Annotated in this window: 13 protein-coding genes; 6 read left to right on the top strand and 7 right to left on the bottom strand. The window is 63.1% G+C overall.

Features of this window, described 5'->3' with window-relative positions; genetic code table 11:
• The first annotated feature begins 1 nt into the window (after position 1).
• Genes ACWTU9_RS02645 through ACWTU9_RS02635 form a run of 3 tightly spaced genes read left to right on the top strand, consistent with a single transcriptional unit; the run spans position 2 to position 3430 of the window.
• Positions 2-607 (top strand): TRAP transporter small permease subunit, encoded by a 606-nt coding sequence (locus tag ACWTU9_RS02645; protein WP_455856959.1) that lies wholly within the window; start codon positions 2-4, stop codon positions 605-607.
• The gene (locus ACWTU9_RS02640; protein WP_455856958.1) at positions 604-2382 is read left to right on the top strand and encodes a TRAP transporter large permease; all 1779 of its coding nucleotides are present in this window, start codon (positions 604-606) and stop codon (positions 2380-2382) included. Before ACWTU9_RS02645 ends, ACWTU9_RS02640 begins: the two co-directional genes overlap by 4 nt.
• Before the next feature lie 19 nt (positions 2383-2401).
• Positions 2402-3430 (top strand): zinc-dependent alcohol dehydrogenase family protein, encoded by a 1029-nt coding sequence (locus ACWTU9_RS02635; protein ID WP_455856957.1) that lies wholly within the window; start codon positions 2402-2404, stop codon positions 3428-3430.
• Positions 3431-3512: 82 nt separating this feature from the next.
• Here ACWTU9_RS02635 and ACWTU9_RS02630 read toward each other — a convergent pair whose 3' ends face one another.
• Complete coding sequence (locus tag ACWTU9_RS02630; RefSeq protein ID WP_455856956.1) at positions 3513-4622, bottom strand: TRAP transporter substrate-binding protein; 1110 nt, start codon at positions 4620-4622, stop codon at positions 3513-3515.
• Positions 4623-4914: 292 nt separating this feature from the next.
• Between ACWTU9_RS02630 and ACWTU9_RS02625 the strand changes: the two genes are divergently transcribed.
• A complete protein-coding gene (locus tag ACWTU9_RS02625) occupies positions 4915-5688 on the top strand; it encodes a gamma-glutamyl-gamma-aminobutyrate hydrolase family protein (protein WP_455856955.1) in 774 nt (257 codons plus the stop codon).
• 10 nt (positions 5689-5698) lie between these two features.
• Here ACWTU9_RS02625 and ACWTU9_RS02620 read toward each other — a convergent pair whose 3' ends face one another.
• The 5 genes from ACWTU9_RS02620 to ACWTU9_RS02600 all read right to left on the bottom strand — a co-directional run bounded on the left by ACWTU9_RS02620 (position 5699) and on the right by ACWTU9_RS02600 (position 9891).
• Positions 5699-6109: a hypothetical protein gene (locus ACWTU9_RS02620; RefSeq protein WP_455856954.1), complete on the bottom strand. Its 411-nt coding sequence runs from the start codon at positions 6107-6109 to the stop codon at positions 5699-5701.
• Positions 6110-6199: 90 nt separating this feature from the next.
• Positions 6200-7183 (bottom strand): 2-hydroxyacid dehydrogenase, encoded by a 984-nt coding sequence (locus ACWTU9_RS02615; RefSeq protein ID WP_455856953.1) that lies wholly within the window; start codon positions 7181-7183, stop codon positions 6200-6202.
• Positions 7180-8202, bottom strand: a complete 1023-nt coding sequence (locus ACWTU9_RS02610; RefSeq protein ID WP_454576025.1) for a LacI family DNA-binding transcriptional regulator — start codon at positions 8200-8202, stop codon at positions 7180-7182. Before ACWTU9_RS02610 ends, ACWTU9_RS02615 begins: the two co-directional genes overlap by 4 nt.
• Positions 8203-8267: 65 nt before the next feature.
• A complete protein-coding gene (locus ACWTU9_RS02605; RefSeq protein WP_455856952.1) occupies positions 8268-9152 on the bottom strand; it encodes a DMT family transporter in 885 nt (294 codons plus the stop codon).
• 331 nt (positions 9153-9483) lie between these two features.
• Positions 9484-9891 (bottom strand): DUF2000 family protein, encoded by a 408-nt coding sequence (locus ACWTU9_RS02600; protein WP_455856951.1) that lies wholly within the window; start codon positions 9889-9891, stop codon positions 9484-9486.
• Between the two features lie 47 nt (positions 9892-9938).
• Here ACWTU9_RS02600 and ACWTU9_RS02595 point away from each other — a divergent pair, with 47 nt between their 5' ends.
• A complete protein-coding gene (locus ACWTU9_RS02595; RefSeq protein ID WP_455856950.1) occupies positions 9939-10799 on the top strand; it encodes an AraC family transcriptional regulator in 861 nt (286 codons plus the stop codon).
• 15 nt (positions 10800-10814) lie between these two features.
• On the opposite strand, the gene ACWTU9_RS02590 is transcribed toward ACWTU9_RS02595, so the two are convergent.
• Positions 10815-11285, bottom strand: a complete 471-nt coding sequence (locus ACWTU9_RS02590; protein WP_112621551.1) for a MarR family winged helix-turn-helix transcriptional regulator — start codon at positions 11283-11285, stop codon at positions 10815-10817.
• Positions 11286-11708: 423 nt separating this feature from the next.
• On the opposite strand from ACWTU9_RS02590, the gene ACWTU9_RS02585 reads away from it, so the two are divergent.
• A complete protein-coding gene (locus ACWTU9_RS02585; RefSeq protein ID WP_455856949.1) occupies positions 11709-12767 on the top strand; it encodes a CobW family GTP-binding protein in 1059 nt (352 codons plus the stop codon).
• The last annotated feature ends 214 nt before the right edge of the window (positions 12768-12981 follow it).

The following is a 12981-nucleotide window of genomic DNA, read 5'->3' as shown; positions in this document are numbered from 1 at the left end:
CATGGCAGGGCTGCTGGCTCTATCCAGAACGATTGACCGTGTGAACGAGTTCATCGGCAGGTGGATATCCTGGCTCATTCTGGTGTCGATCCTGGTCAGCGCCGCGAATGCCGTCATCCGCAAGGTGTTCGACACATCGTCGAACGCCTGGCTGGAGCTGCAGTGGTATCTGTTCGGCGCCGCCTTCATGCTGGCCGCCGCCTACACCCTGAAGCAGAACGACCACATCCGCATCGACATCGTCTACGGCATGTTTTCACGCCGCGTGCAGCACTGGATCGACCTTCTCGGTCATCTCTTCTTCCTGATGCCGTTCGTGACGCTGATGGTGATCTATTTCGTGCCTTACGTGTCGCTGTCGTTCCGCAATGGCGAAATGTCGAACAATTCCGGTGGGCTGATCATCTGGCCGGCCAAGGCGATCTTGCTTGTCGGCTTCTTCCTGCTGGCGTTGCAAGGCATCTCCGAGATCATCAAGAAGATCGCCATCATGCGTGGCGACATGGACGATCCCAACCCGTTCATATCGGTGCATGAGCAGGCGGAGCTCGAGGCGAAAGCCCTCGCCGAAGAAGCCAAGGCGCTCGCCCAGGAGGCGCGTCCATGATCGAGTTCATCGCCCAGAACATGGCGCCGATCATGTTCGCTTCGTTGGTCATCTTCCTGTTGATCGGCTATCCCGTGGCGTTTTCGCTGGCCGCCAACGGCCTGATGTTCTTCGGCATCGGCGTGCTTCTGTCGCCCTATTCGGGCGGCTCGATCAATCTGGCCTGGCCGCTGCTGCACGCGCTGCCCGACAATTTCTACGGCAGCCGGGTGATGTCCAACGACACGCTCTTGGCGATCCCGTTCTTCACCTTCATGGGCATTGTGCTCGAGCGATCCGGGATGGCCGAGGACCTGCTCGACACGATCGGCCAGTTGTTCGGGCCGATCCGTGGCGGCCTTGCCTATGCGGTGATCTTCGTCGGCGCGCTGCTGGCGGCCACCACCGGCGTCGTGGCGGCTTCTGTCATCGCCATGGGTCTGATCTCGCTGCCGATCATGCTGCGCTACGGCTATGACCGGCGCGTGGCTTCGGGTGTGATTGCCGCCTCGGGCACGCTCGCCCAGATCATCCCCCCCTCGCTGGTGCTGATCGTGCTCGCCGACCAGCTTGGACGGTCGGTCGGCGACATGTATGCCGGCGCGCTGATCCCGGGCCTGGTCCTGACGGGACTCTACACGCTCTACATCCTGATCGTGTCGATCGTCCGGCCGCACTCGATGCCGGCGCTGCCGCTGGCGGCCCGCACGCTCGGCCACGGCGTGCTGTCGCTGCTGGCGGCGCTGCTGGTGACGGTGGCTGTCTCCTACGCCGCCTACCGCTATCTCGCGCCGGCGCATGGCGACAATGCCGATATCCTCGGCGCCAGCGTCGGCGTGATCCTGATCTACGTTGTGGCGATCGCCGACAAGGGCCTGAACATCAACATGATGTCCAGATTGGCGCAGCAGGTGATCATCGTATTGATCCCGCCGCTGGCGCTGATCTTCCTGGTGCTGGGCACCATTTTCCTCGGCATCGCGACCCCGACCGAAGGCGGCGCCATGGGCGCGGTTGGCGCCCTTGCCATGGCCGCGATGAAGGGGCGGCTGTCGCTGGATGTCATCAAGCAGGCACTGGCTTCGACAACGAGGCTGTCGTCCTTCGTGCTGTTCATCCTGATCGGCGCGCGGGTGTTCTCGCTCACCTTCTACGGCGTCAACGGCCACGTCTGGGTCGAGCATTTGTTGACATCGCTGCCAGGTGGCGAGGTCGGCTTCCTGATTGGGGTCAACATCCTGGTCTTCGTGCTCGCCTTCTTCCTCGATTTCTTCGAGCTCGCCTTCATCATCGTGCCGCTTTTGGCGCCCGCCGCCGACAAGCTCGGTATCGACCTGATCTGGTTCGGCGTATTGCTCGGGGTCAACATGCAGACCTCCTTCATGCACCCGCCTTTCGGCTTCGCGCTGTTCTACTTGCGCTCGGTCGCCGCCCGCGTGCCCTATCTCGACCGCCTCACCGGCAAGCAGATCGCGCCGGTCACCACCGGCCAGATCTATTGGGGAGCGGTGCCCTTTGTTTGCATCCAGGTGATCATGATCGGGCTTACCATCACCTTCCCGCAAATGGTCATGCGCTACAAGGGTGCCGCCGTCGACCCAGGCACGATCGAGATCAAATTGCCGGACATGCCAGGCCTTGCGCCTCTCGGCACGCCTCCGCCGGCCGATGGCGGCGCATCACCCGCGGCACCACCTTCGAACGATCTGTCGCAGCCACCGAACTTCGGCGAGACGCCGCCAGCCAACCCGGCGCCGCCGGCGACGGATCTGTCCAAGCCGCCGAGTTTCAACTGATGCCGAACCGGATAAAGCGATGAGAGCCGTGCGTCTGGAAGCCGTGGGCAGCATTGCGCTACGGGAAGTGGACAAGCCCGTTGCGGGGCCGCAGGACCTTCTCGTGCGCATCGAAGCCTGTGGTGTTTGCGGCACCGACCGTCACCTCCTCCACGGCGAGTTCCCTTCGAGTCCGCCGATGACACTTGGTCACGAATTCTGCGGCATCGTCGAGGCCGTCGGAGAAGCGGTCTCCGGCATCGCCGTCGGCGACCGCGTCACCGGCGACCCCAACATCTCCTGCGGGCGCTGCAGCCATTGCCGGGCCGGCCGCGTCAATTTGTGCAGCAATCTCAGGGCCATCGGCATCCATCGCGATGGCGGCTTCGCCGACTATGTCGTGATGCCGCAGAGCCAGGCTTTCCTTCTGCCTGCGAACCTCAAGCCAACGCATGGCGCCTTCTGCGAGCCGCTGGCGTGCTGCCTGCACGCCGTCGACCTTGCCGGCATCAGGCCCGGCGCTTCAGTGGTGGTGCTCGGTGGCGGTGTCATCGGCCTGCTCACCGTGCAATTGGCCAGGCTCGCAGGAGCGCCGGCAATCATCCTGTCGACGCGGCAGGCCTCCCGCCGCGCGCTCGCCGAAGAACTCGGCGCAACGGCGACGGTCGATCCGAGCACCGTTGATCCGATTGAGGCCATTGCCGGGCCGGCCGGCCTTGTGCCGGGTGGGGTCGACGTGGTGCTCGAATGTGCCGGTGTGCCCGAAACCGTCGGGCAATCGATGCGGCTGGCGAAGTCGGGCGGCACGGTCGTGATTGTCGGCGTGATGCCGCAAGGCATGAAGGTACCCTTCGAACCTTTCGACCTCTTGTTTCGCGAACTGAAGGTTCTTGGCTCGTTCATCAACCCGTTCACCCACAGGCGGGCAGCGGACCTTGTCGCGTCCGGCTCAATCGAGATCGACAAGCTCATTTCCAGACAGGTGGGCCTCGAGGAAGCCCCCTCGGTGATCTCCAATCCGGCAGCGCCCGGCGAGGTCAAGGTGCTGGTGGTGCCGGGCAAGGACTGAAGCACTCGGCATCAGGCCACGTCAGGCAAAGAAAAACCCCGGGCCGAGCCGCCCGGGGTTTCCTTGGATGTGGCCAGTGCCCCTACAGCTTGCCGTTGCGCTGTTGGACCATCATGAAGGTGTCGTAATTGTACTCGGCCACCTGCGCCCACAGATAGTGCTCCTTGCGGAAGCCCTTGATCGAGTCCCAGATCTTCTTGAACGGCGCGTTGGAGGCCTCCATCTCGGTGTAGACCTCATTGGCCTTCTCGAAACAGGCAGCCATGATCTCCGGGGTGAACGGGCGCAATTTCGCACCGCCGGCCACCAGCCGCTTCACTGCCGCAGGATTAAGGAAGTCGTATTTCTGCAGCATGTTGGCATCCGCCGCCTGGGCGGCGGTGTGCACCAGCGACTTGTAGGCCGGCGAAAGCTCTTCGTATTTCGCCTTGTTGAACAACAGATGGACGGTCGGGCCGCCTTCCCACCAGCCGGGATAATAGTAGTATGGCGCAACCTTGTAGAAGCCGAGCTTCTCGTCGTCATAGGGCCCGACCCATTCGGCGGCGTCGATCGTGCCCTTTTCCAGCGCCGGATAGATGTCGCCACCGGCGATCTGCTGCGGCACGACGCCGAGCTTCGAGACAACTTTGCCGGCAAAGCCACCGATGCGCATCTTGAGGCCGGACAGGTCGGCGACGGTGTTGATCTCCTTGCGGAACCAGCCGCCCATCTGCACGCCGGTGTTGCCGCCCGGCAGGCCGAAAAGACCTTGCGTGGCGAGAAACTCGTTGAACAGGTCGATACCGCCGCCATGGTAGTGCCAGGCATTCATGCCGCGCGCATTGAGCGAGAACGGCACCGCCGCACCCAGCGCCCATGTCGGGTCCTTGCCCCAATAATAGTATGACACCGTATGACAGGCCTCGACGGTGCCGGCAGTGGTCGCGTCGGCTGCCTGCAGGCCGGGAACGAGCTCGCCGGAGGCGAAGACCTGGACCTGGAAATTGCCGTCGGTCGCCTCCGACAGCATCTTGGAGAAGACTTCCGCGCCGCCATAGATCGTATCGAGCGACTTGGGGAAGGATGACGCCAACCGCCATGTCACCTTCGGATTGGACTGGGCGATTGCCGGCGCAGCAAGCGTGGCGGCAGCCGCCGCGGCGCCCACGCCGGTGACCCCGGCCTTGCGGATGAATGAACGACGATCCATGCAGTTCCTCCCTATTGGACCAACAAACCGATATCGGGACATCTCCTCGCCCGGTATCGGTTTGCCCGAAACAATACACGGGCAAGGGGTCGAGTCCAGCATGGCAGGGAGATTTGAAGGCGGCACCGGCGACAAATCCGTGAGGCGGGCGCCCGGCCTGCAACTATAGTCTAACGTTTATTGCGTGGCCCATGCGAGACAACGAAACTTGCCATGGAAAAGCGCCATCGGATCGCCTATTTTGCAGGCACAATAGCTATTCGCTTCGCCTCAAAGGGAATCCGGACCCAAAATGCACCAGCCGCTCGTCGCCATATCGACCGACGTCCGTCAGTTCGACAACTACACCTGGCATGCCGCCCCGCAGCAATATATCGAGGCGGCACTTTCCGGCGCCGGCGTGTTCCCGCTCTTGGTGCCGTCCTTCGGCGACCGGCTCGATTTCGACGAATTGCTGTCGTCGGTCGACGGCGTCATGGTCACTGGCTCGAAGTCCAACGTGCATCCCTCGCTCTATGGCGGCGACGCCAGCGAGGCCAACGGCCCCTACGATCCAGCCCGCGATTCCACCACGCTGCCGCTGATCCGCAAGACGATCGAGCGCGGCGTGCCGCTGCTCGCCATTTGCCGCGGCATCCAGGAGTTGAACGTGGCGCTGGGCGGTACGCTTGGCACCGAGATCCAGGAACGCGAGGGTTCGCTCGACCACCGCGCCCCGGTGAGTGACAACCAGGACGAACGTTTCGCCATTCACCAGACCATTTCGATCAAGGCCGGCAGCTGCCTGGCCGGCGTATTCGGCGCCGGCGAGATGAAGGTCAACTCACTGCACCGCCAGGCGATCGACCGGCTCGGCTCAAAGCTGCAGATCGAAGCCGTTGCCGATGACGGCACGGTCGAGGCGGTTTCGGTGAAGGACGCCCGCGCCTTCGCCGTCGGTGTGCAGTGGCACCCCGAATACTGGGTCAAGTCGGACAGCAACTCGGCCAGGATTTTCCGCGCTTTCGGCGATGCGGTGCGCCTGCATGCGGCGGCGAAAGCCGGCGCGCGGGCAGCGGCCGAGTAAATCCCGACGATCAATTGCCGGCGGATTGATCCCGATCATCGGTTGTCGCCAGCGAAAGCAGCGGCGTGGCAGGCGCGTAGGATTCGTAGCCATCGCCATCGGCGACCGAGAAGGTGACGATCGGGTCGATGCCGTCGGTGCTGAAGGCGATCGTGCCGTCCTGCTCCTCGCGCCAGAATTTCGCCCGCTCGATGCCGGGCAGCAGCCGGCGGCAGTTCGGCGCCACCGTCAACAGCGACAGGCCATCGTTGATCGCGGCGCCGCGGGTAACCGCGCAGTCACCTTCGTCGCCATTGGCGACCAGCCTGAAGCTGGTGGATGGCGTGATCTCGTCGGCAGCGCTTTGGCCACCGCTACCCTGAAACAGCTGAACGCCGCCGAACAGCGCCGCGACGGCGATCGATGCGGAAAGTATCTTCATTCTGGTATTCATCCACGCACACGCATTGGGTGAATAATCATTTCGAAGGGTTAAGCCGACGTTAATAAATGTGGCCGTCGCGCGCCGGCGTTAACCGGTCGCCTTCACATTCACCGTCTCGGGCACCGGCGTCAGCGGCCGGCGCTCGCTGAACCATGAGACCAGATTGTCGACGCACAGATCCGCCATGGCGCGGCGCGTGTGGTGCGAGGCCGAACCGACATGCGGCAGCAGCGAGGTGTTGGGCGCTTCGAGCAAGGCCTTGGGCACATTCGGTTCGTCGGCAAAGACATCGAGCCCGGCGGCGGCGATGGTGCCGTTGGCAAGGGCTGCAGCGAGTGCCGGCTCATCGACCGTGCTGCCGCGGCCGATGTTGACGAAGACGCCACTGGCGCCGAGCGCTGCCAGGATTTCGGCATTGACCGCCTTTTCGGTCGAAGCGCCGCCCGGCACCACCGAAATCAGCGTATCGACCGCTTCGGCAAGGCCCTTCAGCGTCGGGTGGTATTGGTAGGCGAGACCTTCAACCTTGCGCCGGTTGTGGTAGGCGACCGGCAGCCCGAAGGCTTCCAGCCGGCGTGCAATGGCCAGGCCGATGCGGCCCATGCCGAAAATGCCGACATGGCGGCCGCGCAAGGTCAGCCGGCTCAGCGGATAGTTGCCCTTCTTCACCCAGCTGCCGTCGCGCAGCCATTTTTCGGCGGTGTACAGCTCACGCACTGTGTTGAGCAAAAGGCCGATCGTGGTGTCGGCGACCTCTTCGGTCAAAACATCGGGGGTATTGGTGACCATGATGTTTTTCTTGGCCGCGTGGACGGCATCCACCGAATCGTAGCCGACACCGAAGGAGGCGATGAGTTCGAGGTTGGGCAGTGCATCCATCAATGCCGCGTTGACGCCGGCGAAGGACGCTATGGCGCGCACGTCACGGCGCATTTCGTCGGTGACCAGCGCCGGATCGGCGCGTTCGATCTTGACTCTTCTGAAGGTGCGGTCAATGCGCTCGACCGCATGGTCGTTGAAATGCCCCGGCACCAGAACGGCGACCGAGTGCAGCTGCTCAGGCCTGGTCATGCACGCTCCACCGGCTTGCCGGTCGACTGGCGCACATGCAGTTCCGGCTTGATCAGTTCCTGTGACGGCCGTACCGCCTGTCCGTTCAACTTGTCGAGCAGCGCGCTGGCGGCGCGGCGGCCGACCTCGCGCTGGCCATTCCAGACTGTGGTGAGCGCCGGTGTCGCGATGGCCGCCTCCTCGAGATCGTCATAGCCGGTGACCGAGATGTCGGCGCCCGGCACCAGGCCGGCGCGGGCAATGCCGTTCATCAGCCCTATGGCGACGAGATCATTCCAGCAGCAGGCGGCGGTTGGCTTGTCTTTCAGCGCCAAAAACTGTCCAGCCGCCTCGAATCCGCCCTGCTTTGTGCGCGGACCGGGAATGCGCCAGGACGGCCTGACTTCCAGTCCGGCGGCTTCCATGGCGTTAAGATAGCCCTGGTAGCGGTCGCGCCCGGTCGAAGTCTGGTCGGTGCCGCCGATCATGGCGATGCGCTTGTGGCCGAGCGAGATCAAATGATTGGTGGCAAGTCCTGTGCCATAGGCATCGTCGCCACGGAACACCGGCACGTCGGCGCCTTCGACGGTGCGCGCGATCAGCACCGCCGGCAGGCCGTTCTCCTCGGCCATGACGATGTCGGAAGCCGGTGTGCCGATGGCGGGCGACATGATGACGCCGTCGGCGCCGAGCTGCAGCAGCGTGTCGATGAAGGTGCGTTGTTTTTCCAGCTGGTCGTAGTGGTTGGACAGGATGAAGGTCTGCCGGCTGCGGTCGAGCTCGCTCTCGATCGAGCGCAGAATTTCGGCAAAGAACGGGTTCATGATGTCGTGGACGACGACCCCGACAATGCCCGAGCGCGAGGTGCGCAAAGATGCTGCGCGACGATTGTAGATATAGCCGATGGCGCGAGCGTGTTCCTTGATGCGGTCGCGCGTGCTGCCTGCGACCAGCGGGCTGTCGCGCAAGGCGAGGGAGACCGTGGCCGTGGACACGCCAAGCGCATCCGCGATCGTCGAAAGCTTGATCTTCTGTGCCAGCCCTTCGCTCCCCGAGTTTTTTAAATTTTTTAAATGCGGCGTTATGCCATCGGATTCGGAGCAAATCAAAGTTTTTTCGCCAGCGCCTCCGCCTCGACGTCGACAGTAGTCCTGTTATGCAGCCGCAGACGATGCTCGCGATGGATGATGTAGAGGCCGCTGGCGACGATGATGGCAGCACCCACCAGCGTCCAGCGGTCGGGGAATTGGTGGAAGATGATCCAGCCGGACAGGATCATCCAGACCATCTGCGAATAGGGGTATGGCGCCAGCGCTGTGGTGGTCGCCAGGCGGTAGGCCTGCACCAGAAGCCAGTGGCCGCCGGCGCCGAACACGCCCAGCATCACCAGGATGAACCAGTGCCAGCCATCCTGCGGCAGCTGATGTGAGAAAGGCAGCATGGGTAAAAGCAGCACGGCCGGCGCCAGCGCCGAAAACAGGATCAGGCTCTCCGAGCTTTCGCTGGCCGACATGCGCCGCGTCATGATGACGTAAAAGGAGTTCGACAGCATCGAACCGAGCGCAAAGAGATGGCCGACGCCGAAAACGCCGACGCCCGGCCTTGTGATGACCAGCACGCCGACAAAGCCCGACAGGATCGCCAGCCAGCGCCGCCATCCCGCCCATTCGCCAAGCAGCGGTCCGGCAAGGGCGGTGATTACCATCGGGCCGAAGAAGTAGATCGAGGTGGTCTCGGCCAGCTGCAGGGTTTTGAGCGCCATGACGTTGCACATGGTCGAGCCGAACAGCAGACCCCCGCGCAGGATATGGGCGGGCAGGTTGTTGGCGCGGAAGCGCGACGGCTCGCGCCAGCCGCGCAGAAAGACACCGACGAGCAGGACATGGACGGTGAAGCGGGCCCAGGCGACGATCAGCGCCGAGACGCCGGCCAGCACCAGATACTTGCTCGAGGTGTCGAGAAAGGTGAAAAACACATAGGTCGAAAGCATGAACAGCATCGCCGCGGGCGGCGTTGCGCTTTCGTCTGATTTTGCGGGAACGTTCAATGTCAGGCCGGGCAGGGAGGATGGCCGCCTACCTTTGCGGCAATCGCCTGTGTCCGGCAAGTCAAAAGCGACTGGCACAACAGGCGCAGGGCACAGGCTCAGAACATCGGGCCCAATTTGCGCACGCGCATCAGGGTGCGTTGAGATTCAGGTCGGGCTGAGCGGAAAATAGTGGTTTTCGAGAACCGGAACGGAGCGTACTTTTCGTACGCGAGTACCGGAAGCGCAGAAAACCGCCATTTGCAGGCCAGCCTCACCTGAACATCGACACACCCTAGGCATGCATGCGGGCACCCTTGATAATCTTGTCGACCAGCTTCTTGTCGGCGCGCAGCGCGATGCCGACGATCCTGGCGTCTTCCGGCGCAAACTCGGCGAAGACGGCACGGTTGGCCGCATCGAAGCCGGTGGCAAACATCTCCTCGACATAGGCTGACGTCGCCACGCCGCGCTCCAGCGCCCGCCGGTGGATGGCATTGAGCGTCGGCCCATCGGCCGAAAGCACGATGACCGGCTGGATCGACAGCGGATTGTAGAGATTGCCGGCGCGGTCGCGGTAGGGCTCGCCGATGATGTCGGGGAATTGCGCAACGATGCCGCTGGTCAGGAAGGCGGTGACGTTGAGCTTCTGCCAGACGGCGAGATCGTCGCGCAGCACGATTGCAAATTTTGTATCGAACACCAAAATCAAGACTCCGGGAGCAAGCCCATGAAGGGCAGGGATAGGCGATGGCGCAGGGTATAGACGGTGAGGCGGCACAGGGTCTTGAACGTTCGTGCGCGGATGATCGCATCGTGGCCGCGCCCGGCCGCGCCGGCATTGAGCGCATAGAAGCGCATTTCCATGGCAACGCCTTCGACCTGCACCGCCACGATACGCTTGCCGTCGGCGTGACGCTGTCCGGTGTGCAGCGCTTCCACTATCGGGGCGCCGTCAACCACAGCCTGCCCGGACAGGTGATTGTGCTGCATCCTGACGAAGTGCACGATGGCGGTGCCGGCACCGAGGACGGCTTGCGCTACCGGATCCTCTATCTGGAGCCGTCGCTGCTGCTCGACTGCCTCGATGGCGCGCCGCTGCCTTTTGTCAGGGATGCGGTGGTGAGCGATCCTGCCTTGCGCGGCACGCTGTTTTCGGCACTGTCGCCCCTCGACGAGGAACTGGACGAGTTGTTCGTTACGGATTTCGTTGCCGAGCTGGCGCAGCATCTGGGGCGCCATGCCGGACAGAAGGCAAAGCCGATGGGAAAGACGGCTTGGCGCGCCGCGGCGTTGGCGCGCGACTATCTCGAGGAGAATGCCGAGCGGCCCGTCCGTTCCGATGAGCTGGAAGCCGTCACCGGGTTCGACCGCTATGCGCTGTCACGGCATTTCCGCGCGACCTATTCAACCAGCCCGCATCGTTTCCTGTTGATGCGCCGGCTGCAAAAGGCAAGACGGATGATCGAGGCAGGCGAGCCGCTGGCCGAGATTGCTGTTGGCGCCGGCTTCAGCGACCAGAGCCATTTCAACAGACATTTCAAGAAAGCATTCGGCCTGACGCCCGGGCGCTGGTCGGCGCTTGTGCGCGGACCTTCGGTGGCGGCCTAGCTCAAGACATGCCGATCAATCGTCTATGTCGGTCTCGTCGTCGACGAGCACCAGCTCTTCGTTCGACAGATTGGCTTCGATGCGGGCGAGCAGCTTGAACAGCGTCTTCTGTTCTTTCTTGTCGAGGCCCTTCAAGGCCTGCTTTTCGGTCTTCTTCACCGATTTTTCGATGGCGTGGATGATTTCGCGGCCGGTGTCGGTGAGGAATATATGCGCCTGGCGGGCATCCGCCGAGGAGGCGCGCTTTTCGAGAAAGCCCTGCGCCTGCAGGCGGTTGATGGTCTTGGTGATGGTTGGCGGGCGCACGCCGAGGCGGCCGGCGAGATTGCCGGGCGTCTGGCCGTCCTCGCGGTCGAGCGTCAGCATGATCTGGTCCTGGCCGGCATAGAAGCCGTGCGCCAGAAGCCGCGCCGCCAGCGCGGTCCTTGCCAGCCTTGCCGCCGAATGCAGCCGGCTCATCGTTGCAGTCTTGTCCGCCTTGGCCATGGTGATCCCTCTTCGGCCGTACCGGTGCGTGCAGCATAGACGCAGCCGGCCGGTTGGCAATCGACGATCAAAAAGATTCCGGCTTTCGAAACAGCTTTGCCGGCAAGCATTTGTGGTGCCCACGGTGGTGATGCCAGATGTTTATTTCAGTTAGATGACAAACAAGTTTCCGCCAAGGCGATTGCAACGGTTTGACGCGGCGCGGCTCCGAACAGGTCGACGACGAGGTGTTTCAGGCGACGCCTTGGACGGTCCGCATCCCTCGCACGGGTGACATGTCGGTCCACCCATCCGCTCCGACACCCCTGGGTCAAACGCCAAGGCGGTTTGCCTCGTGCAAAAGGCCGCCACACATCCTATATCAGGCCGACAATCCCATTTTGCGGCCCGGAATTCCGCGGCCCAGCCATTTCGAGGCAAGACATGAGCGATGCACAGACGACGCAAATCCCCGTGACCGTTCTCACCGGCTATCTCGGCGCCGGCAAGACGACGCTGCTCAACCGCATCCTGTCGGAAAACCACGGCAAGCGTTATGCCGTCATCGTCAATGAATTCGGCGAGATCGGCATCGACAACGAGCTGATCGTGGAATCCGACGAGGAAATCTACGAAATGAACAATGGCTGCGTCTGCTGCACGGTGCGCGGCGACCTGATCCGCGTCGTCGAAGGCCTGATGCGCCGCCCCGGCCGTTTCGACGCCATCGTCGTCGAGACCACGGGTCTCGCCGACCCGGTGCCGGTGGCGCAGACCTTCTTCATGGACGACGACGTGCGCTCCAAGACCAAGCTCGACGCGGTGGTTGCGCTGGTCGACGCCAAGCATCTGCCGCTCCGGCTCAAGGATTCCAGGGAGGCCGAGGACCAGATCGCCTTCGCCGATGTCGTCGTGCTCAACAAGAGCGATCTGGTGACGCCGGAAGAACTGGCTAAGGTCGAAGCGACCATCCGCGCCATCAACCCGGCGGCCAGGATCCACCGCACCACGCGGGCCGGTGTGGCGCTGTCCGAAGTGCTCGACCGCGGCGCCTTCGACCTGTCGCGCGCGCTGGAAAACGATCCGCATTTCCTCGAAGCGCACGATCATGATCACGACCACCATGACTATGATCACGACAATCACGATCACGACGGCCACGACCATCATCACCACGATCACGCGCACCCTTCCGACATCCATGACGTGACGGTGCAGTCGGTTTCGCTGCGCGGCGGCGAGATGGACCCGAAGAAATTCTTCCCCTGGATCGAGAAGATCACCCAGATGGAAGGCCCCAACATCCTGCGGCTGAAAGGCATCATCGCACTCAAGGGCGACGACGAGCGCTATGTCATCCAGGGCGTGCACATGATCATCGAAGGCGACCATCAGCGCGCCTGGAAGGACGGCGAGAAGCATGAGAGCCGGCTGGTCTTCATCGGCCGCGAGCTCGACGCCGAGCGTCTGAAGAAGAGTTTTGACGCCTGCCAGGCGGGTTGATTTCCAAGCCTTATAGAGCTAGCGCTGCCGCTTCTTTCCTTCTCCCCTTGTGGGAGAAGGTGGCCTCGCGAAGCGAGGTCGGATGAGGGGTGCTCCAGCTTGGCACCGACGGCGATCCTTCGCCCACCCCTCAACCGTCTCGGCGCTGCGCGCCGATCCACCTTCTCCCACAAGGCGAGAAGGTTGGCGCCACACCTGGCCGCGCTGGGTGCTT

It is taken from the genome of Mesorhizobium sp. 128a, assembly GCF_053848025.1.
This window is presented reverse-complemented; position numbering and strand designations above follow the sequence as displayed.

Excerpts from the sequence above, each read along its gene's own strand:
- ACWTU9_RS02635 (WP_455856957.1), top strand. The coding sequence starts at position 2,402 with ATGAGAGCCGTGCGTCTGGAAGCCGTGGGCAGCATTGCGCTACGGGAA.
- ACWTU9_RS02620 (WP_455856954.1), bottom strand. The coding sequence starts at position 6,109 with ATGAAGATACTTTCCGCATCGATCGCCGTCGCGGCGCTGTTCGGCGGC.
- ACWTU9_RS02640 (WP_455856958.1), top strand. The coding sequence starts at position 604 with ATGATCGAGTTCATCGCCCAGAACATGGCGCCGATCATGTTCGCTTCG.
- ACWTU9_RS02590 (WP_112621551.1), bottom strand. The coding sequence starts at position 11,285 with ATGGCCAAGGCGGACAAGACTGCAACGATGAGCCGGCTGCATTCGGCG.
- ACWTU9_RS02595 (WP_455856950.1), top strand. The coding sequence starts at position 9,939 with ATGGCGCAGGGTATAGACGGTGAGGCGGCACAGGGTCTTGAACGTTCG.
- ACWTU9_RS02645 (WP_455856959.1), top strand. The coding sequence starts at position 2 with ATGGCAGGGCTGCTGGCTCTATCCAGAACGATTGACCGTGTGAACGAG.
- ACWTU9_RS02615 (WP_455856953.1), bottom strand. The coding sequence starts at position 7,183 with ATGACCAGGCCTGAGCAGCTGCACTCGGTCGCCGTTCTGGTGCCGGGG.
- ACWTU9_RS02630 (WP_455856956.1), bottom strand. The coding sequence starts at position 4,622 with ATGGATCGTCGTTCATTCATCCGCAAGGCCGGGGTCACCGGCGTGGGC.
- ACWTU9_RS02585 (WP_455856949.1), top strand. The coding sequence starts at position 11,709 with ATGAGCGATGCACAGACGACGCAAATCCCCGTGACCGTTCTCACCGGC.
- ACWTU9_RS02625 (WP_455856955.1), top strand. The coding sequence starts at position 4,915 with ATGCACCAGCCGCTCGTCGCCATATCGACCGACGTCCGTCAGTTCGAC.
- ACWTU9_RS02605 (WP_455856952.1), bottom strand. The coding sequence starts at position 9,152 with ATGCTTTCGACCTATGTGTTTTTCACCTTTCTCGACACCTCGAGCAAG.